Here is a 19,115-nt window from a genome sequence, read left to right as displayed (position 1 = left end):
TGGTGGCCGGCGGAACCGGCCGGTGGGAACCGGAGGAGTCCTCCGGCGGGGTCAGTGGCCGCCGCGCCGCTGGGCGCGGGCGAGGGTCGCTGCGCCACCCTGGCCGTGGCCCAGGAGCTGCAGGACCTTGCCCAGGACGAGCCCGCCCGCGATCACGGCCATGCCGACCCAGAACAGCCACATCATCGTGAAGGCGACCCCCAGGCCGGCGATCACGCCGCCCGCCACGACCGTCCACGTGGTCGTCCACGCGGCGAGGGTCCGCCCGTGGTTCGTCGGCGGCGTCGCCGGCGGCAGGTGGACCGTCTCGGTCCGGGTGGCGTTCTGGGAACGGTGGGCCAGCGTGTGATCGGCCATCGGCGGTACGTCCTTCGTGCTCGGTTTCCGCTCACCCTATCCGAGAGCCCGGCGACCCACGCGCTGGTCAGGACGGGTCGTCGCCCCGGCTGAGCGCGTCCCAGTCGGATCGCTCGTCGACCGCGCCGCTCGCGTTGCGGTCGGCACGACCCGGTCCGGGCCGCTCGTGGCGCTGGGAGCGCTGGTCCCACCCGCCGGGTGCGCGTGCGAGGGCCACCGCCAGCGCCAGCACCGCGGCGCCGACCACCAGCGCCACCACCGGCCAGGCGGTCGACGAGGCCACCGGGTCGGCCGCCGCGACGCCGGTCGCGTCGGCGACCGCGGCGACGACGGCGCCCGCCGGGTCCCGCAGGACGCCCACGGCACCGGCGACGACGAGCACCCCGGCCGCGGCGCTCACCCCCGCGACGACCCACCGGCCCACCCGTCCGACCAGCGCGAGGGCGCCGGCCGCGGCCAGCAGCACCAGCGCGGCCGCCGGCGCCTGCGGTGCCGCCCGGGAGCCCGCGACGGCGACCTCGACGGTGCCCTCGAGGGCGCTGCGACCCTCGCCGTGCACCCAGGTGGGCACCGACACCAGGCCGACGAGGCCCGCGGCGCCCAGCAGCAGCACGACCCAGCGGCCGCGGCGTGCCCGCGCACCGGGTCCCGGGGCGGGTGCCGGCGCCGCCGTCACGGCGTGGCGCGGCGCAGCCGCGCCGCGAGCTGGATCGCACGCACGGCGGCCGCCGCCTTGTTCCGCGACTCCTCGTACTCCAGCGCCGGCACGGAGTCGGCCACGATGCCACCGCCCGCCTGGACGCTGGCGCGTCCGTCGCGGAGCAGGGCGGTGCGGATCGCGATCGCCATGTCCATGTCGCCGGCGAAGTCGAAGTAGCCCACGGTGCCGCCGTACACGCCGCGCCGGGCGGGCTCGAGCTCGTCGATCAGCTCGATCGCGCGCGGCTTCGGTGCGCCGGACAGCGTCCCGGCGGGGAACGTCGCGACGAGCGTCTGCAGCGCGGTGGCACCGGCGCGCAACCGGCCGACCACCGTCGAGCAGATGTGCATGATGTGCGAGAACCGGCGCACGGCCATGAACTCGACGACCTCGACGCTCGTCGGCTCGCAGACCTTGACCATGTCGTTGCGGGACAGGTCGACCAGCATGATGTGCTCCGCCCGCTCCTTCGGGTCGGCCAGCACCTCGTCAGCGAGGGCCCGGTCCTCCTCGGGCGTCGCGCCACGCGGACGCGACCCGGCGATCGGGAACGTCGTGACGTGACCGTCGCTGACCTTCACCAGCGTCTCGGGGCTCGAACCGACCACCGCGAAGTCCCGCCCGTCCGCGTCCTGCAACGCGAGCAGGTACATGTACGGGCTGGGGTTGACGGTGCGCAGCACGCGGTACACGTCCACGGGCTCGGCCGGGCAGTCCAGGTCGAGGCGCTGCGAGAGGACGACCTGGAAGACGTCGCCGTCCCGGATGGCCTCCTGCCCGCGCCGGACCTGCTCCTCGAACTCCTCGCGCGTGCTGCGGAACTCCAGCACGGGCACGGGGGCCTCGGGGTCGAGCACGGCGGGCGCCGGCGGTGCGGGCCGCCCCAGAGCCGCCTGCATCGCGTCCAGCCGACCCACCGCGTCGGCGTAGGCCTCGTCCACACGCTCGTCCGTGGCGTCGAAGTTGATGGCGTTCGCCACGAGCCACACCGACCCGTCGACGTGGTCGACGGCGGCGACGTCCGACGCCAGCACGAGCGTCACCTCCGGGACGTCCAGCTCCTCCGGCGCCCGCCGCGGCAGCGTCGGCTCCCAGTGGTGCACGACGTCCCACCCGAGCACGCCGACCAGCCCACCCGTCAGCGGCGGCAGCCCGCCGACCCGCGGCGTGTGCAGCACGTCCAGCGTGCGGCCCAGCACGTCGAGCACGTCGCCCTCGGTCGGCACGCCCACCGGGACGTCACCGGACCAGCACGCCCGCCCGTCGCGGACGGACAGGGTCGCGCGCGAGGACACGCCGACGAACGACCAGCGCCCCCAGGTGCCGTCGGACTCGGCCGACTCCAGCACGAACGTGCCGGGCCGCCCGGCCGCCAGGGTGCGGTACAGCCCGACGGGCGTGACGTCGTCGGCCAGCAGCCGGCGCACCACCGGCACGACGCGGCGGTCCGCCGCGAGCGCGCGGAAGTCCTCCGGCGACGGCCACGTCGCACCCCAGGGCAGGTCCGTGGGGGTCGCGCGCGGCGCGGCGGAGACGGACGGCTGGGTCACGGCTGGGCTCCTCGGAGGGTGGCGGTGTCGTCGCCGACGGTCGGCAGGGACGGCTCCACGGTGCCCGGCGTCGCCGTGGTGACGGGCGTCGTGGTGACGGGCAGCGGGCCGCCCGCCTCGAAGCAGGTGCGCGTCCCGGTGTGGCAGGCGACGCCCACCTGGTCGACGGTGACGAGCAGCGCGTCGCCGTCGCAGTCCAGGGCCACGCCGCGCACGTGCTGCACGTGCCCGGACGTGTCGCCCTTGCGCCAGTACTCCCGGCGCGACCGGCTCCAGAACGTGACCCGTCCCGTCGTGAGCGTGCGGTGCAGCGCCTCGTCGTCCATCCAGCCGAGCATGAGCACCTCGCGGGTGTCGTGCTGCTGGACGATCGCGGCGACGAGCCCGGCGTCGTCACGGCGCAGCCGCGCGGCGACGGCAGGGTCGAGGTCGCTGCGCGTGACGCGGCCGTCGGACGTGGTGGTCGGGGGGTTCTGCGGCACGTGCCGATCCTGCCACGCGCCGCGGGGCCGCCGGCGACGTGTCCGTGCCCTGCCGCGGCGCGGCGCCGGGGTCAGCGGGTCTGCGAGACCCAGGCCGCGTGCATCGCCGCGTAGTGACCGCCCCGGGCGAGCAGCTCGGGGTGCGTCCCGACCTCGACCACGCGGCCCGCGTGCACGACGACCACGAGGTCCGCCGCCTCGGCGGTGGACAGCCGGTGCGCGATGGTCAGCGTCGTGCGCCCGCGCGAGAGCTCGCGCAGCGCCCGGGCGATGCGCACCTCGGCGACGGGGTCGACCGCCGACGTCGCCTCGTCGAGCAGGAGCAGGTCGCCGTCGGCGAGGCGGGCGCGGGCGAGGGCCACCAGCTGACGCTCCCCCGCCGAGAACAGCTCGCCCCGCTGCCCCACCGGCGTGCCCAGCCCGGCCGGCAGCTCGTCGACCCAGGCGTCCAGGCCCAGCTCGTCGACGACCTGCCGCACGCGCGCGAGCGTGGACGCGTCGAGCTCGGCCGTGCCGTCCGCGGCACGCGGGACGTCCCGCAGCCCGTAGGCCACGTTCTGCGCCAGCGTCGCGTCGAACAGGAACCCCTCCTGCGGGACGAGCACCACCCGGCGTCGCAGGTCGGCCGAGGCGACCCGGCGCAGGTCGACGCCGTCGAGCAGCACCGCGCCCGTCGTCGGGTCCATGAACCGTGCGACGAGCTTGGCCAGCGTGGTCTTGCCCGAGCCCGTCGCGCCGACGACCGCCACGGACGTGCCGGCAGCGACGTGCAGGTCCACGTCCTGCAGGACGGGCGGACCACCGGGGTAGGCGTAGCCGACGTGGTCGAACGTCACGGCCGCGGGGCCGCGCGGGCTGGGCACGGCGTCCGCGCCCGGCTCGGGCACGTCGACCGGCGTCTCGAGGACGCCCAGCACGCGGCGCCACCCGGCGACGGCGTTCTGCAGCTCGTTGAGGATCTCGGTGGCCATCTGCACGGGCCCCGTGAACAGCTGCACCAGGAAGAGGAACGCCAGGACACGCCCGACGCTGAGCTCGCCGGCCACCCCGAGCCACGTGCCGGCGACCACGACCACCGCGAGCACGAGGTTGGCGACCAGCACCCCGGAGGAGAAGACGACCGACACCAGGTTCTGCGCGCGCACCATCGCCCGGCGGGTCCCGGCCACCGCGGCGTCGATGCGGCGCTGCGTGCGGGCCGTGACGCCGTAGGCCCGGATGGTCTCGGCGCCGACGACGGCCTCGGACACCGCCCCGAGCATGGCGCCGTACTCCTGGCGGACCGCCGCGTAGCGGGCGTTCACCCCGCGCTGCATGCGCGGCAGCACCACGAGCAGAGGGATGAAGCAGGCCCACACCAGGAGCGTCAGCTGCCACGAGTAGACGGCCATGAGGGTCGTGGCCACGAGGATCTGCAGCACCGAGACGAGCAGCATGATGCCGCCCCACTGCACGAACATCGAGACGGTGTCGACGTCGGACGTCACGCGGGACACCAGGGAGCCGCGGCGCTCGGTGCTCTGCGTGAGCAGCGAGAGGTCGTGCACGTGCCGGAAGGCGCGGGTCCGCAGCGTGAGCAGCCCGGACTCGCTCGACCGGAAGAGCCGCACGTTGACCAGCGCCGAGCACGCCGCGCCCACCGCCAGCCCGATCGCCGCCAGGCCGACGAGCACGGCAGCACGCTGCACGTCCACGCCGCCCGGCGCGAGGATCGCCGTGTCGACGGTCTGCTGGACGGTGATCGGGACGAGCACCCGCGCGGTGGCCGCCAGCACGGCCAGGCCGAGCGTGACGGTCAGGCCGTCGAGCAGCTCGGGCGACACCTGCGTCGCGCGGCGCAGGGTCGCCCACACGCCGAGCGTGCTCGCGGGTGCCATCCGCGCGTCCGTACGCTGCGGCTCCGTGGTCGCGTTCACCTGCGTCCTCCCTCGGCCGGCACGTCGTCCGACCACGACGCCGCGGCGTCCTCGTCGGCCCGCTCCTGGGCACGGCGCAGCGACTCCCGCTCGTAGGCGGTGGCCAGCTCGCGGTACCCGGGGTCGCGGACCAGCAGCTCGTCGTGCGGGCCGCGGTCCACGACACGGCCCGCCTCGATGTGCACCACCTCGTCGGCCAGCAGCACCGAGGCCATCCGGTACGCCACGAGCAGCACGGTCGGACCCGCGGCACCGTCCGCGGACCGCAGGCCCAGGAGGATGTCCCGCTCGACGCGCGGGTCGACGGCGGAGGTCGCGTCGTCGAGGACCAGCACGCGCGGGCGCCGCACCAGGGCACGCGCCAGGGCCAGCCGCTGACGCTGGCCCCCCGACAGGTTGGCCCCCCGCTCGCCGAGCGGGGCGTCGAGGCCACCGGGCAGGGCACGGACGACGTCGTCGACGTGCGCGGCGGCGAGGGCCGCCCAGACCTGCTCGTCGTCGGGGGCGTCGGGGTCGCCGGCGTCGGCGAGCGTGACGTTGCCTCGCACGGTGTCCTCGAACACGAAGGTCGACTGGCCCACGTAGCCGACCTGGGCGGCGAGGTCCGCCGGGCGCAGGTCGCGCACGTCCATGCCGTCGATCTCGACGACGCCCGCCGACGGGTCCGCCAGGCGCGGCACCAGGCCGACCAGCGTGGACTTGCCGGCCCCGGTGGGGCCGACGAGGGCGAGCGTCCTGCCGGGTGCGACGTGCAGGTCGACGTCGCACAGCAGCGCCACCTCGCCACCTTCACCGGGCACGCGCAGGTGCACGCCGCGCAGCCGGACGTCGGCGCCAGGACCGGACGCCGCCAACGGCGTCCGCCCCGGCACGGGCACGCCCGGTGCGTCGAGGACGCGCGCGATGCGGTCGTGCCCGACGAGGCTGCGGGGCAGCTCGCCGAGCACCCACCCGAACGCCCGCACCGGCACGGCCAGCATCGTCAGCAGGTACGCCGCCGCCACGACGTCACCGGTGCCGATCACCCCGGCGGCGACCCGCTGGGCGCCGACGAGCAGGACGAGCAGGGTGCCCAGGTTCGGCAGCAGGTCGATGACCGGGTCGAACACGGCCCGCACGACCCCGACGCGCACGTTCGCGTCCCGCAGGGCGCGCGCCCGGTCGGTGAAGCGCTCGTCCTCCCGGTCCTCGGTGCCCAGCGACTTCACGAGCGCGGCGGCCTCGAAGCTCTCGTGCGCCACGTCCGCGACCTCCGCGCGCAGCTGCTGCGCGCGCGTGATGGCCGGCGTCATGCGGCGCTGGAAGACCAGGTTGGCGATCACCGCGAGCGGCAGCACGACCAGCGCGGCGGCGGCCAGCCACACGTCGGTGCGCAGCAGGGCCACCGTCGCGGTCACGATCATCACGACGACGCCGAGCGCGAACGACAGCGGGTTGAACACGCCGGTGGCCGCCTCGACGTCCGAGCCGGCGTTCGACAGCAGCTGGCCCGTCGGGTGCTGCCGGTGCCACGTCATCGGCAGCCGCAGGTACTGCCGGGTGACCGCCCGACGGTGGTCCGCCTGGATGTCCGCGACACCCATGCCGGCGAAGATGCGGCGCCCGGCCACGGTGACGGCCAGCGTCAGCGCCACCACCGCGATGGTCAGGCCCGCGAGCCAGATCCGGTCCTGCGCCTCGGCCGAGCCCTCGAGCGCCGGCACGACGACCTGGTCCGTCGCCGCCCCCAGCACGCGGCTGACCACGACGACCAGGCCGCCGTACAGCGCCGACGTCCCGACGGCCGCCACGTGCGTCCGCGGGTGCGAGCGCAAGCCCCGCCAGACCAGCGCGGCGGACCGGCGCGCGGCGGAGCCCTGGAGCATGGCGCCGCCGGCGGGCGGCTCGTCCGGCTGCCGGGGACGTGCGGGCACGGCGTTCACACTCCTGACGGGAAAGGGGATCCCGGGATCCTCTCACGCACCTGCGACACGCCCGCCTGCGACACGACCGGCGCCGGGGACGTGCGCACAGGTCACCCGCACGTGGCACGATCCGGTGGCATGACGTGGCACGAGACCGAACGCGACTGGCTGGCCGACGCGCTGCGCGCCGCGGACCCGCACGACCCCACGCTGTGCGACGGCTGGCAGGCCCGGCACCTGGCGGCCCACCTGGTGCTCCGGGAGAGCCCGGCCACGGCCACGGGCGCCCTGCGCGGTGGCGTCGCCGCGGCGACCGAGCGCCTCGCGGACACCGCGGCGGACCCGGCGGGGTACACCGCGCTCGTCGACCGGTTCGCCGCTCCCCCGCCGCGCTGGAGCCCGCTGGCGTGGGCCGGCGACGCCGTGAACACCACCGAGTACTTCGTCCACACCGAGGACGTGCGCCGCGGGTCCGGGACCCGGGAGCCGCGCGAGCTGCCCGCGGGGCTGGCCGAGGTGCTGTGGTCCCAGCTGGTGCGGATGGCCCCGCTGCGGCTGCGTGGCCTGGGTCCCGGCGTGGTGCTCGTCCGCACCGACGACGTCCGCTCGGCCGTCCACCGGCCCCGCGCCGGCCACGGGTCGGTGGTCCTGCGCGGCGACGTGGGCGAGCTCGTGCTCGCCGTCTCGGGCCGGCTGCAGGCCGCGGACGTGACCGTCGACGGCGCCCCGGACGACGTGCAGACGGTCCGGGACCTGCTCACCGGGCCCTGACCGCGGGACCGTCAGCGCACGACGACGTCGGCGGCGCGCAGGGCGTCCTTGACCTGGCCCACCGTGAGCGTGCCGAAGTGGAAGACGCTCGCCGCCAGGACCGCGTCGGCGCCCGCGCGGGCCGCCTCCACGAAGTGCTCGACGGTGCCCGCGCCGCCCGAGGCGATCAGGGGCACGCTCACCCGCGCGCGGACGTCGGCGATCATCGCCAGGTCGAACCCCGCGGTGGTGCCGTCCGCGTCCATCGAGTTGAGCAGGACCTCACCGACCCCGAGCTCGACGGCGCGGTGCGCCCACTCCACCGCGTCGATCCCGGTGCCGCGGCGCCCACCGTGCGTCGTCACCTCGTAGCCCGACGGCGTGCGCACGTCGCCCGTCGTGCGTCGCGCGTCCACGGACAGCACGAGGACCTGGGAGCCGAACCGGTCGGCGATCTCCGTGATGAGCTCGGGCCGGGCGATCGCCGCGGTGTTGACACCGACCTTGTCGGCACCGGCGCGCAGCAAGCGGTCCACGTCGTGCGGCGAGCGGACGCCCCCACCGACGGTCAGGGGGACGAAGACCTCGCCCGCGGTGCGGCGCACCACGTCGTAGGTGGTCTCGCGGTCCGACGACGACGCGGACACGTCCAGGAAGGTCAGCTCGTCGGCGCCCTCCGCGTCGTACCGGCGCGCCAGCTCGACCGGGTCACCGGCGTCCCGCAGGTTCTCGAAGTTCACGCCCTTGACGACGCGGCCCGCGTCGACGTCCAGGCACGGGATGACCCGCAGCGCGAGGCTCACGAGGCACCCTGCGCAGGGTTGCCCGTGGCCAGGATGTCGATCACGAACACCACCGTCTTCCCGGAGAGCTCCTCGCTGTCGGTGACACCGAGGGAGTACGAGGGGGGCACGACGAGCATCACGCGGCTGCCGGCGGGCTGGTCGACCAGCCCCTCGGCCCACGGCGGCACGTCGGAGAGCAGGAACGACACGGGCAGCCCGTGCTGCCACGTGGAGTCGAACAGCGTGCCGTCGTCCCACGCGAACCCGCTGTACTGCACCGTGATGACGTCGCCCGCGGCGACCTGGGGACCGGTGCCGCGCACGAGCGGCTGGATCCCGAGCTCGTCCGGGGGCGCCGCGCCCGTGGGCGCCAGCGAGAACCCGGCGTCGCCGCCCTCGGTGACGACGGGCAGCGACGGGTCCGGCGGGACGGGCTCACCCACGGCCCGCGTCGGGAGCACGTCGAGGACCGTCACGGTCGGGTAGTCCACGCCCGCGCCGCCGGGCACGACCTGCAGGAGGCGCGCGCCGACCTGCTGGCCCTTGAGGGTCTCGTACAGGTCCGTGCCGAGGTCCTCGGCCGTCAGCAGACGCGGCGTCGGGCTGGTCGAGTAGCTCTCCTTGACCAGGCTGGCGTCCGTCGCGTTCTCCAGCCAGAAGTCGATGAGGACCGGAGCGCCCTCGACGAGCTCGGCACCCGTGCCGGGCCAGACCGTCTCCCGATGGGTCTCGTCGACCGTGAGCGGCGTCAGGTACGTGACCGTCGGGGCCGCGCCCGCGGCCCCGGTGACCGTCACCTCCGGCTCGACCGGGGCGACCGCGCTGCACGCGGCCAGCATGCCCACGACGGCCAGCACCGCCAGGCGTCGGGCAGCCACCCACCGCACGTCCGTGCCTCCTCCAGGTCGTCCCACCGGTCGTGCCGGACCGGACCGCGCACACGGGTCCGCCGTCGACGGGGACTCACTGTACGACCCCGGCGCGACCCGGCGGCGCGACGTCCGGGTCACCGCCCGTCAGGACGGGCCACCGGCTGCGTCACATCGACTCGATGAGCCGCTCCACCCGGTCGTCGACGCTGCGGAACGGGTCCTTGCAGAGCACCGTGCGCTGCGCCTGGTCGTTGAGCTTGAGGTGCACCCAGTCGACGGTGTAGTCCCGGCGCGCGTCCTGCGCGGCACGCACGAAGTCGCCGCGCAGCTTGGCGCGGGTCGTCTGCGGCGGCACCGCCGTCGCCTCGAAGACGTCCAGGTCCGTCGTCACCCGCTCGACGAGCCCCCGGGCGGCGAGGAGGTTGTACAGGCCCTCCGTCCGCGAGATGTCGTGGTACGCCAGGTCGAGCCGCTGCACCCGCACGTCCGACAGCTCCAGGCCGTGCTTGGCGCGGTAGCGCTCGATCATCCGGTACTTGATGACCCAGTCCAGCTCGCGCTCGACGAGCGTCAGGTCGCCCGTGCGCAGCGCCCGCAGCCCCCGCTCCCACAGGTCGAGCACCTGCTTGGTCTCCGGCGACGGGCCCATCTCGGCCGTCACGAAGTCCGAGACCCGCGCGAGGTACTCCTCCTGCAGGTCGATCGCGGTGACCGTGCGCCCGGACGCCATCGTCACGGGCTGCCGGCCGGTCATGTCGTGGCTGATCTCCCGGATCGCGCGGATCGGGTTCTCCAGCGTCATGTCGCGCATGGTCACGCCGGCCTCGACGAGCCGCAGCAGCAGGTCCGTCGACGCGACCTTGAGCATCGTCGTGGTCTCCGACATCGAGGAGTCGCCCACGATCACGTGCAGCCGGCGGTACTGCTCGGCGTCGGCGTGCGGCTCGTCACGCGTGTTGATGATGGGGCGCGAGCGCGTCGTCGCGCTCGAGACGGCCTCCCAGATGTGGTCGGCACGCTGCGAGAGGCAGTAGACCGCCCCGCGCGGCGTCGCGAGCACCTTGCCGGCACCCGTGAGGACCTGGCGTGTGATGAGGAACGGGACGAGCACGTCCGACAGCCGCGCGAAGTCGCCCTGACGGCGCACGAGGTAGTTCTCGTGGCACCCGTAGGAGTTGCCCGCGGAGTCGGTGTTGTTCTTGAACAGGTGGATCCGCCCCGGCAGGCCCTCGTGCTCGAGCCGCTGCTGCGCGTCGCCGACCAGGCCCTCGAGGATCCGCTCGCCCGCGCGATCGTGCGTGACCAGCTGGCGCCAGTCGTCGCACTCCGCGGTGGCGTACTCCGGGTGCGAGCCGACGTCGAGGTACAGCCGTGAGCCGTTGCGCAGGAAGACGTTCGAGGACCTCCCCCAGGCGACGACCTTCCGGAAGAGGTAGCGCGCGACCTCGTCGGCGGACAGGCCACGACCGTCCTGCGCCGCGCACGTGACCCCGTACTCGGTCTCCAGGCCGAAGATGCGTCTGTCCATGCGTCACTCCCCGTCGCTCGTCGGTCCGGCGCCGCCGGGACACACCCTCAGGGTGCGACCGGCTCGTCCCCGCCGCCCGTCGGCGCGGCGGCACCGCCCAGGACGTCCTCCAGGAGCGCACCGGTCAGCCGCCGGAACGCCCGCCGGGGCCGGGTGCGGTCCAGCACCGCGACCTCGAGCTGCGCCGCGCCCAGCACCCGGGGCGCACCGTCCTCGCCCGTGCCACCCAGGGCACGCACCGCGAGCCCCAGCACCTGCGCGAGGGTCATGCCGGGCCGCCACTCGCCGCCCAGCAGGGTGCCCAGGCGCTCGGCCTGCCCGCCCATGACGACCCACCCGTGCTCGTCGGTGACGGAGCCGTCGTAGGACAGGCGGTAGATCTGGTCCCCCGCCGGCTCGCGCCCCACCTCGACCACGACCAGCTCCACCTCGAGCGGCTTGGACTCCGTGGTGAACACGGTGCCCAGGGTCTGCGCGTACGCGTTCGCCAGCCCGCGCGCCGTCACGTCGACGCGGTCGTAGGAGTAGCCGCGCAGGTCGGCGTACCGGACGCCGGCCACGCGCAGGTTCTCGAACTCGTTGTACTTGCCGACGGCGGCGAACGCGATGCGGTCGTAGATCTCCGAGATCTTGTGCAGGGCGCGCGACGGGTTCTCGGTGGCGAACGCGATGCCGTCGTCGTACTGCAGGACGACGACCGACCGGCCGCGCGCGATGCCCTTGCGTGCGTAGTCGGCCCGGTCCTTCATCAGCTGCTCGGGCGAGACGTAGAACGGCATGCTCATGCGGCACCTCCGTCGCGCCGGGCGCTGCGCCGGCCGTTCTCCACGACGTCCACCGCCGCGGCGAGCTCGTCGTCCGACACGCGCAGGTAGCCGGCCTGCGTCACGGTGGCGACCACCGGCCAGATCCGTCGGGAGCGGTCGGGGCCACCCGTGGCGGAGTCGTCGTCGGCGGCGTCGACGAGCGCCTCGACGGCGACACGCACCGCCGCGTCCGCGTCGAGGTCGGGGCGCCAGCGCTTCTTGAGCGAGCCGCGCGCGAACACGGACCCGGAGCCCACCGCGTGGTGCCCGTGCTCCTCGTAGCGCCCGCCCGTCACGTCGTACGAGAAGATCCGTCCCACGCCGAGGTCCAGGTCGTAGCCGCCGAACAGCGGGACCACCGCCAGCCCCTGCATGGCGAGCCCCAGGTTGCCGCGGATCATGGTGGCGAGCCGGTTGGCCTTGCCGTCGAGCGACAGCAGGCTCCCCTCGATCTTCTCGTAGTGCTCCAGCTCGAGCTGGAACAGCCGCACCAGCTCGATGGCCAGACCGGCGGTGCCGGCGATGCCCACGGCGGAGAACTCGTCGGCCGGGAAGACCTTCTCGATGCGCCGGCTCGCGATCATCGAGCCCATCGTCGCGCGCCGGTCCCCCGCCATGACCACGCCGCCGTCGAAGGTCAGCGCGACGATCGTCGTGGCGTGCGGGGTCTGCAGGTCACCCACGGGGACGGGTCGACGTCCCGGGAGCAGGTCAGGGGCGTACCCCGACAGGAAGTCGACGAACGAGGGCGTGCCGGGGGTCGTGAAGGCGTGCGGGAGCCGGCCGGAGGAGTCGCTCGGGGTCATCGGCGCTCACTGCCCGCCCTTCTGGACGAACCCCCGCACGAACTGCTCGGCGTTCTGCTCCAGGACGTCGTCGATCTCCTCGAGCAGGGCGTCGACCTCGGCGTCCCTGGCCTGCGCACCGGCCGCCGACGGGGCGGGCGGGGCCGGCTCGTCGACCGGCTCGTCCTCGTGACCGTGCCTGACCTGATCCTGCCCAGCCATGGTGATCTCCGTCCTGCGACCACGTGCGCGTGCCCGCCCGACCACCCTAGGCCCAACACCCCGTCGCCGTACCCGTGACCACGACACGGACGGCGCGCCGCCGCGGACCCCCGCGCTGGGCCACCCGGGTGGTCCAGCGCGCGCACGAGCTGTGGATGACGGCTCCGCGGCGCCCGTGGCCTGGCACGATGCCCGCATGCCCGAGACTCTCTACGGCCGCGTGCTGCGCGCGCTGCAGGACCCGACGCTGTGCCCCGGCTGCGCGGCCACGCTGAGCGCCGGCCGCTGCGGCGCGTGCGGGCTCGACGTCTCCGGACCGGACGGGGCGCTGGTCTGGCAGGACAGCCAGGCCGTGGTCCGTGCACTGCGGGCGCGCCAGGACCGGGTCGCCGCGCTGCGGGCGGCGCAGCTGCGGACGGCCACGGGCCGCGGGTCGGCCAGGGCGGCGCTGCCGGACGTCCCGCCGAGCCCTCGCCCGGCACCGGTGGCACCCGCACCGGCGGTCCGCCCGCGTGCTGTCCCGACCGCTGCGACGACGCCCGCCGTGCCGCGCGCCGTCCGGCCGCCCGTGCCGCCGGCCGCACCACGCCGGCCGTGGCGGGTGCAGACCGTCCTGCAGGTCGTCGGCGCGGCGCTGCTGGTCGCGGCGAGCATCGCGTTCCTCGTCTTCGCCTGGGACGTGATGGGGCTCGGCGGCCGGGCGCTGGTCGTCGCCGTCGGCACCGTGGTGATCTTCGGACTCGCGTCGTGGTTGCGCGCGCGCAGCCTCCCGCAGGGCGCGGAGGCGGTGGGCGCGGTAGCGGTCGTGCTGCTCCTGCTGGACGCCTGGGCGGTCCGGGCGACCGGGACGCTCGTCGTCGGGGACGCCGCCACGCAGGCCGGTCTGTCCGCCCTCGTCTGCGCCGGGCTGCTCACGGCCTGGGGCGTCCGGTCACGGTTGCGCGTGGGCGCGGTGGCCGGTGCCGTGCTGGTGCCGCTGACGCCGCTCCCGTGGCTGCTCACCGCACCGGACGCCGCCACGGCCGCCGCGCTGCTGCTGCTGGCCGCGGCGTCGACCGCCGTGCGTGCGGTGGCGCCCTGGGTGCACTCGCGCGCGGAGCGGGCGGTGCTGCACGGCGCGGCCGCCGGACTGCTGCCGGCGGCCGCGGTGACGGCGCTGGTCGGCACCGTCACGAGCCCGGCCGGGACGGCGTGGCCCGCCGTGGCCGTCCTCGCGGGCGTCGCCGCGGTGTCGGCCCTCCAGGTGGTCGTGGAGGCGCGCGGTGCGGTCGCACCGCCCCCGGGCACGCGCAGCGGAGTCGGCCCGCGCACCGCCCGGGCGTCCGCGCGCGCCGCCTGGGCGTGGGCCGGGGGCGTGACCACGGCGCTGGCCCTCGCCGCCGCGTTCGCCACGGCCGTGGTCGGCGTCACCGGGTCGACCCGCGCGACGGACGCGGTCCTGGCGTCGCTCGCGGGCGTGGTCGGCACGTGCGTCGCGGCCGCCGGGCTCCTGCGGGTGGACCCGGTGGTCCCCGTGGCCTGGCGTGCCGACGTGCGCGCCGGCGCCGCCGCGGCGCTCGCGGCGACGGCGCCGGCCGCCTCATGGTCGGCCGCCGTCCTCGTGACGGCCGCCACGACGCACCTCCTGCGGGACCCCGCCCCCGGGAGCGTCCCGCCGGTCGGTGCCGCCGCCGTCGGCGCGCTCGCGGGTGCGGGCGCGCTCGGCGTGCTCGTCGCACGGTGGGAGGAGGGCACCGTCGCACGGGCCGCGGCGCTCGCCTGGCGTGCGGTGGTCGTGGGGATCGCGGTCGTGGTGCCCGTCCTGACGGCCGTCGGACCCGCGGCCCCGGTCGTCGCCGTGGGCGCGCACGGCGCGGTCGCCGCGGTGCTGCTCACCCCCCCGACCGCCCGGCGGCTCGGCCGGGCGTCGGTCCGCACCGGGGCGGTCGCCGCCGGTGTCCTCGCGGTCCTCGGTGCGCTGCCGCACCCCGGGTGGACGGCCGCCGCGCTGCTCGTCCCCGCGGCGATCGCCGTCCACGCACGGACCTGGTCGGCAACCGCGCGCTCGGGGGCCGCCTCGACCGCCACGGCCGCCCTCCTCCTCGTGGCGGCCGGCACGACCGCGGGAACGGCCGCCGGCCTGCCGGTCGCCGCCGCGCTCGCCCTCGCGGTCACGGCGGTGGCCGCCGCGCTCCTGGTGCTGGCGCACCGCCTGGGCACCGGCGCCGCCGCCGAGCGCGACACCGCCCTCGGGCTGGCGGGCGCGACGGTCGCGGTCTCGTGGGCGTCGGCGACCGCGCAGGCGGCCGCAGCGCACGGCAGCGGGCCGAGCGCCCTGTCGGTGCTCGTCACGGCCGCGCCCCTCGCCGCCGCCGCGGCGGCCGTGGCGCTCGTCGTGGTGCTGCTGCACGACGGCCGACGGTGGGGTGCCGACCACGTAACCGCGGGAGCGGGCGCCGCTGCCCCCGTCACGGCGCTGGTCGTGGCCACGGCCCACCTCACGCTGGGGCGGCCCGGCGCGACGGGCACGGCCCTGCTCGTCACGCTCGTGGGCGCCGTGGCGTGGGCCGCGGCCGCACCCGCGGGTCTGCGCGGCGCCCCCGCGGCACGGGTCGCGGTCGAGGCGGCCGGGACGACGGTCGTGGCGGGTGGCCTGGCCGCGGCGGCCGTCCAGGGGCAGGTGCCCCTGGCGGTCGCGCTCGTGCTCGCCGCCGTCGGCGCGGCCGCGTGGGCGCTGGGACCGGGGCGCTCGCGGGTCTGGTGGCTGGCGCTGGTCCTGGCGACGTGCGCGTGGTGGGCGGTGCTGGGCGTGCGCGACGCCACCGTCGTCGAGGTCTGGACGCTGCCGCCCGCCCTGGTGGTCGCCGGGGTCGGCGCCTGGCGCGTGGCGCGGGACCGCCCCGGTGCCGCCGGTCTGCTGGTCGCCGGGCTCGCGTCGGCGACCCTGCCGACGGCCCTCCTGCCCGCCGTGCTCGAGGTGGGCACGCGGTGGGTGGACCGGGGCCTGCTCACCGCGGGCGTCACGGTCGCCGTGACCGCGGCCGCGGTGCTCGTCGCACCGCGTCGACCGGCGGCCGGTGAGCTGCTCGGAGGGCTGGCCGCACTGCTGCTGCTCGTCGGACCGATCGCCCGCGCGGTGGTCGCGGCGGTGGCCCCCGACGCGGTCGTCAGCGGCCCGTGGCTGCCGGACGGTACGGTCGCCGTGGAGGTCTGGTCGTGGCCGGCGGCGGCCGCCCTGCTGCTGTGCGCGGGGACGTCCCGCACGCCCCGCGTGCGTGCGGTCGTCGACACGGCCGCACCCTGGGCGGTCGTCCTCACGGCCTCCGCCCCGACGGTGCTCGCCGCGCTCGCCGCGCCGGCAGGACCGGCCGCGACGGTCCGCGCCCTCGCGCTCGGCGCTGCGGCCGTCGCCCTCGCGCTCGGGGGCGGCGTGAGCGGGCAGCGCCTGCGCGCGCCGCTGTCGCGACCCCGGGCGGCGGGCCCGGCCGGTGACACGTCCGCGGGTGGTGCCGGGGCCGGGCTGGCCGGCCTGGGCCTGCTCCTGCTCGCGGGGGCCACCGCCACGGGCACCGCAGTCCTCGTCGCGCGAGCCCCCGGCGTCGGCGTGCCGCCCCTGGCGGACCTGCCCCTCGCGGCCGCGGGCCTGGTGATGCTCGCGACAGCGGCGCTCACCGCCCGCCGCGGTGACGTCCCGCGCGTCTGGGTGGCGGCAGGCCTGCTCGCCCTCGTCCCGTCCGTGCTCCTGCGGACCCCCGACGCACGCCCGGTCGTGTGGTGGGCCACGGCGGCAGCACTCCTCGGGCTGTCCCTGGTGGCCCGGAGCCGCCGCGGGAGCAGCCCCGGGGCCGCGGACCCGCAGCTCGCACCCGGTGACCCGCAGGGCCCGGTCCGGAGCGCCGGCGGACTGCTCGCGGCGCGGTACGTGGCCCCGGTGCTCACGGGTGCCGCACTCGTGGTGGCCACCGTGGGGCCGTGGGCCGAGGCACTCGTGCACCGGCCCGGCCCCGTCGGCCCGCCGCTGCTCGCGGTGGAGGGCGTCGCCGTCCTCACGTTTGGGGTCGGGCTCGCGCACCGCCGCACAGGGCCCGGCCGGCGCGCGGACGCCGTGCTGCGGTGCCTGCTGGTCGGTCTGCTCGCGCTCCCCACGCTCGTGGCGGTGGACGCGACGGCACTCGGCACCGCGCGCGGGATCGTCGTGCTGGGCGCGGGAGCCGCCCTGGCCTGGGGGGCCCGCGACCGCGTGGGCACCGTGCTGGGGGTCACCACCGCGACGCTCGCCACCACGGTGCTGGCCCTGCGCGGCGGGCCGGAGCCGGCCGACGTCCCCTGGACCGTGCTCGGGCTCCTGACGCTCGCCCTGGGGATCCAGCGCCTGCGGCGGGACCCGGCACAGGGCTCGTGGGCCCACCTCGGCGTCCCGCTGGCGCTCACGCTCGGGGCGCCGCTGACGCTCCTCGTGGCCGAGCCCGCGGGGTGGCGGGCGACCCTGCTCCTCGCGCTCGGCGTGGCCTCGGTCGTCACCGGTGCGACGCGCCGCCGGCAGGCCCCGTTCCTGCTGGGCGCCGGAGCCGTGCTCGTGACACTGGTCGTGGTGCTCAGCCCGATCGCGGCGGGGGCCCTCGCCGCGATCGACGGCTGGATCCTGCTCGCGGTGGGCGGCACCCTCGTCCTCGGACTCGGGGTGACGTACGAGAAGCGTGTGCAGGAGGCCCGCGAGGCGGTGCGGTTCGTCGGCGAGATGCGCTGACCGCACCACCTCGCGCGCGACGGCGGTCAGCCGCCGAGTGCCGCCAGCAGCGAGCGGGCGTCCGGGCTGCGGTCCAGCAGCTCACCCACGTGCGCCCGGGTGCCACGCATCGGGTCCCGCATCGGCACGCGCTGCAGCGTCTGGGCGCCGGGCACGTCGAACACCACCGAGTCCCAGCTCGCCGCCGAGATCTCGGAGCCGTAGCGTGCCACGGCCTCCCCGCGGAAGTACGCCCGGGTGTCCTGGGGCGGGTGCCGCACCGCGTCGGCCACCTCCTGCGGCGTCACCAGCAGCTCGACCGCCCCGGCGGCGGCGAGCCGGTGGTACAGCCCTCGCTCGGGGCGCACGTCCGACCACTGCAGGTCCACGGCGGCCAGGCGCGGGTGGTCCCAGGCCAGACCGTCCCGCCGGCGCATGCCGTCGAGCAGGCGCAGCTTCGCGAGCCACTCGACCTCCCGTGCGCAGGACGCGGGCTCGGTCCCCAGCCGCTCCAGCAGCGACCCCCAGCGCGCGAGGACGTCACGCGTCTGGTCGTCGGGCGCGCCGCCGGCGGCGTCGAGCGCCTCGCGGACCGCCGCCAGGTACTCCGTCTGGAGCTCGAGGGCCGTCAGCCGTCGCCCGTCGACCAGCTCGAGCCGCTCGCCCAGCCCGAGGTCGTGGCTGACCCGGTGCACGGCCTGCACGGGGTCGCGCAGCGCCAGCCGCTCGACGCGCTGCGCCGCACGACGCCCGGGGCCGCCCGCCGTGGCCTGCTCCAGGAGCCAGAGGACGAGCGACGTCGTCCCGAGCCGCAGGTACGTCGCCGGCTCCAGCATGGTGGCGTCGCCGATGATGACGTGCAGCCGCCGCCAGCGGGTGGGGTCGGCGTGCGGCTCGTCGCGGGTGTTGACGATCGGACGGCGCAGCGTCGTCTCCAGGCCCACCTCCGCCTCGATGTAGTCCGCGCGCTGCGACAGCTGGAACCCCGGGTGCTCGCCGCGCTGCCCCAGCCCGACCCGGCCCGCGCCGGTGAAGACCTGGCGCGTCACCAGGAACGTCGTCAGGCCCGCGACCAGGTCCGCGAACGGGACGGAGCGCTCGACGAGGTAGTTCTCGTGCGTGCCGTAGGTGGCGCCCTTGCCGTCGACGTTGTTCTTGTACAGCGTGACGTCGGGCAGGGCGGGGCTCGCCGCGAGCCGGCGCACCGACTCGAGCATGACGAGCTCGCCGGCCCGGTCCCACCGCACCGCGTCGAGGGGGGACGTCACCTCGGGCGAGGAGTACTCGGGGTGCGCGTGGTCGACGTACAGCCGCGCCCCGTTGGTGAGGATCACGTTCGCGGCGCCCGGGTCCTCGTACTCCTCGCCCTCGGACCGTGGCATGGCCTGCGGACCGTCACCCGACGGCGCCGGGACCGTCGGCGAGTCCGTCAGCATCGACGGGTGCGCGGCGGCGCGCTGCAGGTGGAACCCCCGCGCGTCGTGCAACGGGTCCTCGTCGTCGTAGTCCCACCGCGCCCGCGAGCGGCCCGCCTCGCGCGCAGCCGCGTGCACGGCCACCACGTGGCTGGACAGCAGCATGGGGTTCGCCAGCGGCCGGCCCGGCTGCAGCACGCCGTACTCGGTCTCGATGCCCATCACGCGGCGCACGGTCACGCCGTCCACCCTAGGCGCCGCCGGGACCACGGGCCGCGGCTGCCCGCGAGGCGGTCACGGCCTCGCGGGCGCCCCGCCGGACCGCTCACGCGGGCGAC

15 protein-coding genes are annotated in these 19,115 nt (G+C 76.4%); 2 read left to right on the top strand and 13 right to left on the bottom strand.

What is annotated here, in order from left to right:
* Positions 1-51 precede the first annotated feature (51 nt).
* From J1G43_RS09575 to J1G43_RS09550, 6 genes are all read right to left on the bottom strand, one after another.
* Positions 52-357 carry an HGxxPAAW family protein gene (locus J1G43_RS09575; protein ID WP_207342151.1) on the bottom strand — a complete coding sequence of 102 codons (306 nt, stop codon included), beginning with the start codon at positions 355-357 and terminating at the stop codon, positions 52-54.
* 67 nt (positions 358-424) lie between these two features.
* Entirely contained in the window at positions 425-970 is a 546-nt protein-coding gene (locus tag J1G43_RS09570) for a Trp biosynthesis-associated membrane protein (protein ID WP_207342150.1), read from the bottom strand.
* A 59-nt stretch (positions 971-1,029) separates the two neighbouring features.
* On the bottom strand, positions 1,030-2,607 hold the full coding sequence (locus J1G43_RS09565) for an anthranilate synthase component I (protein WP_207342149.1): 1,578 nt from the start codon (positions 2,605-2,607) through the stop codon (positions 1,030-1,032).
* Positions 2,604-3,089: a phosphoribosyl-AMP cyclohydrolase gene (gene hisI / locus J1G43_RS09560; RefSeq protein ID WP_256439575.1), complete on the bottom strand. Its 486-nt coding sequence runs from the start codon at positions 3,087-3,089 to the stop codon at positions 2,604-2,606. Before hisI ends, J1G43_RS09565 begins: the two co-directional genes overlap by 4 nt.
* Before the next feature lie 71 nt (positions 3,090-3,160).
* A complete protein-coding gene (locus J1G43_RS09555; protein WP_207378466.1) occupies positions 3,161-4,966 on the bottom strand; it encodes an ABC transporter ATP-binding protein in 1,806 nt (601 codons plus the stop codon).
* A gap of 35 nt (positions 4,967-5,001) precedes the next feature.
* The gene (locus tag J1G43_RS09550; RefSeq protein WP_207378465.1) at positions 5,002-6,870 is read right to left on the bottom strand and encodes an ABC transporter ATP-binding protein; all 1,869 of its coding nucleotides are present in this window, start codon (positions 6,868-6,870) and stop codon (positions 5,002-5,004) included.
* Positions 6,871-7,047: 177 nt separating this feature from the next.
* On the opposite strand from J1G43_RS09550, the gene J1G43_RS09545 reads away from it, so the two are divergent.
* Positions 7,048-7,680, top strand: coding sequence for a TIGR03085 family metal-binding protein (locus tag J1G43_RS09545; protein WP_207378378.1), 633 nt, complete (start codon positions 7,048-7,050; stop codon positions 7,678-7,680).
* Between the two features lie 11 nt (positions 7,681-7,691).
* Here the strand turns inward: J1G43_RS09545 and hisF are convergent, their stop codons facing one another.
* The 6 genes from hisF to J1G43_RS09515 all read right to left on the bottom strand — a co-directional run bounded on the left by hisF (position 7,692) and on the right by J1G43_RS09515 (position 12,657).
* Entirely contained in the window at positions 7,692-8,462 is a 771-nt protein-coding gene (gene hisF, locus J1G43_RS09540; RefSeq protein ID WP_207341230.1) for an imidazole glycerol phosphate synthase subunit HisF, read from the bottom strand.
* Positions 8,459-9,322 carry an FKBP-type peptidyl-prolyl cis-trans isomerase gene (locus J1G43_RS09535; protein WP_307859540.1) on the bottom strand — a complete coding sequence of 288 codons (864 nt, stop codon included), beginning with the start codon at positions 9,320-9,322 and terminating at the stop codon, positions 8,459-8,461. Before J1G43_RS09535 ends, hisF begins: the two co-directional genes overlap by 4 nt.
* A 160-nt stretch (positions 9,323-9,482) precedes the next feature.
* A complete protein-coding gene (gene pafA, locus J1G43_RS09530) occupies positions 9,483-10,844 on the bottom strand; it encodes a Pup--protein ligase (protein WP_207341229.1) in 1,362 nt (453 codons plus the stop codon).
* Between the two features lie 47 nt (positions 10,845-10,891).
* Entirely contained in the window at positions 10,892-11,629 is a 738-nt protein-coding gene (gene prcA / locus J1G43_RS09525; RefSeq protein ID WP_207370477.1) for a proteasome subunit alpha, read from the bottom strand.
* Positions 11,626-12,456 carry a proteasome subunit beta gene (gene prcB, locus J1G43_RS09520; RefSeq protein ID WP_207341227.1) on the bottom strand — a complete coding sequence of 277 codons (831 nt, stop codon included), beginning with the start codon at positions 12,454-12,456 and terminating at the stop codon, positions 11,626-11,628. The genes prcA and prcB overlap by 4 nt, the downstream gene beginning before the upstream one ends.
* Before the next feature lie 6 nt (positions 12,457-12,462).
* Complete coding sequence (locus J1G43_RS09515) at positions 12,463-12,657, bottom strand: ubiquitin-like protein Pup (protein ID WP_089799290.1); 195 nt, start codon at positions 12,655-12,657, stop codon at positions 12,463-12,465.
* A 196-nt stretch (positions 12,658-12,853) separates the two neighbouring features.
* Here J1G43_RS09515 and J1G43_RS09510 point away from each other — a divergent pair, with 196 nt between their 5' ends.
* Complete coding sequence (locus tag J1G43_RS09510) at positions 12,854-17,383, top strand: SCO7613 C-terminal domain-containing membrane protein (RefSeq protein ID WP_207378377.1); 4,530 nt, start codon at positions 12,854-12,856, stop codon at positions 17,381-17,383.
* Between the two features lie 26 nt (positions 17,384-17,409).
* Here J1G43_RS09510 and dop read toward each other — a convergent pair whose 3' ends face one another.
* Complete coding sequence (gene dop, locus J1G43_RS09505; protein WP_307859539.1) at positions 17,410-19,017, bottom strand: depupylase/deamidase Dop; 1,608 nt, start codon at positions 19,015-19,017, stop codon at positions 17,410-17,412.
* Positions 19,018-19,115 lie beyond the last annotated feature (98 nt).

It is taken from the genome of Cellulomonas sp. zg-ZUI22, from assembly GCF_017353535.1.
Lineage (GTDB): Bacteria > Actinomycetota > Actinomycetes > Actinomycetales > Cellulomonadaceae > Cellulomonas > Cellulomonas wangleii.
The sequence above is the reverse complement of the archived record's forward strand: the minus strand, read 5'-3'. Positions and strand labels throughout refer to the sequence as shown.

Coding starts and splice junctions, on each gene's coding strand:
- J1G43_RS09575 (WP_207342151.1), bottom strand. CDS start 357: ATGGCCGATCACACGCTGGCCCACCGTTCCCAGAACGCCACCCGGACC.
- J1G43_RS09545 (WP_207378378.1), top strand. CDS start 7,048: ATGACGTGGCACGAGACCGAACGCGACTGGCTGGCCGACGCGCTGCGC.
- prcA (WP_207370477.1), bottom strand. CDS start 11,629: ATGAGCATGCCGTTCTACGTCTCGCCCGAGCAGCTGATGAAGGACCGG.
- J1G43_RS09550 (WP_207378465.1), bottom strand. CDS start 6,870: ATGCTCCAGGGCTCCGCCGCGCGCCGGTCCGCCGCGCTGGTCTGGCGG.
- pafA (WP_207341229.1), bottom strand. CDS start 10,844: ATGGACAGACGCATCTTCGGCCTGGAGACCGAGTACGGGGTCACGTGC.
- J1G43_RS09515 (WP_089799290.1), bottom strand. CDS start 12,657: ATGGCTGGGCAGGATCAGGTCAGGCACGGTCACGAGGACGAGCCGGTC.
- J1G43_RS09555 (WP_207378466.1), bottom strand. CDS start 4,966: ATGGCACCCGCGAGCACGCTCGGCGTGTGGGCGACCCTGCGCCGCGCG.
- J1G43_RS09510 (WP_207378377.1), top strand. CDS start 12,854: ATGCCCGAGACTCTCTACGGCCGCGTGCTGCGCGCGCTGCAGGACCCG.
- prcB (WP_207341227.1), bottom strand. CDS start 12,456: ATGACCCCGAGCGACTCCTCCGGCCGGCTCCCGCACGCCTTCACGACC.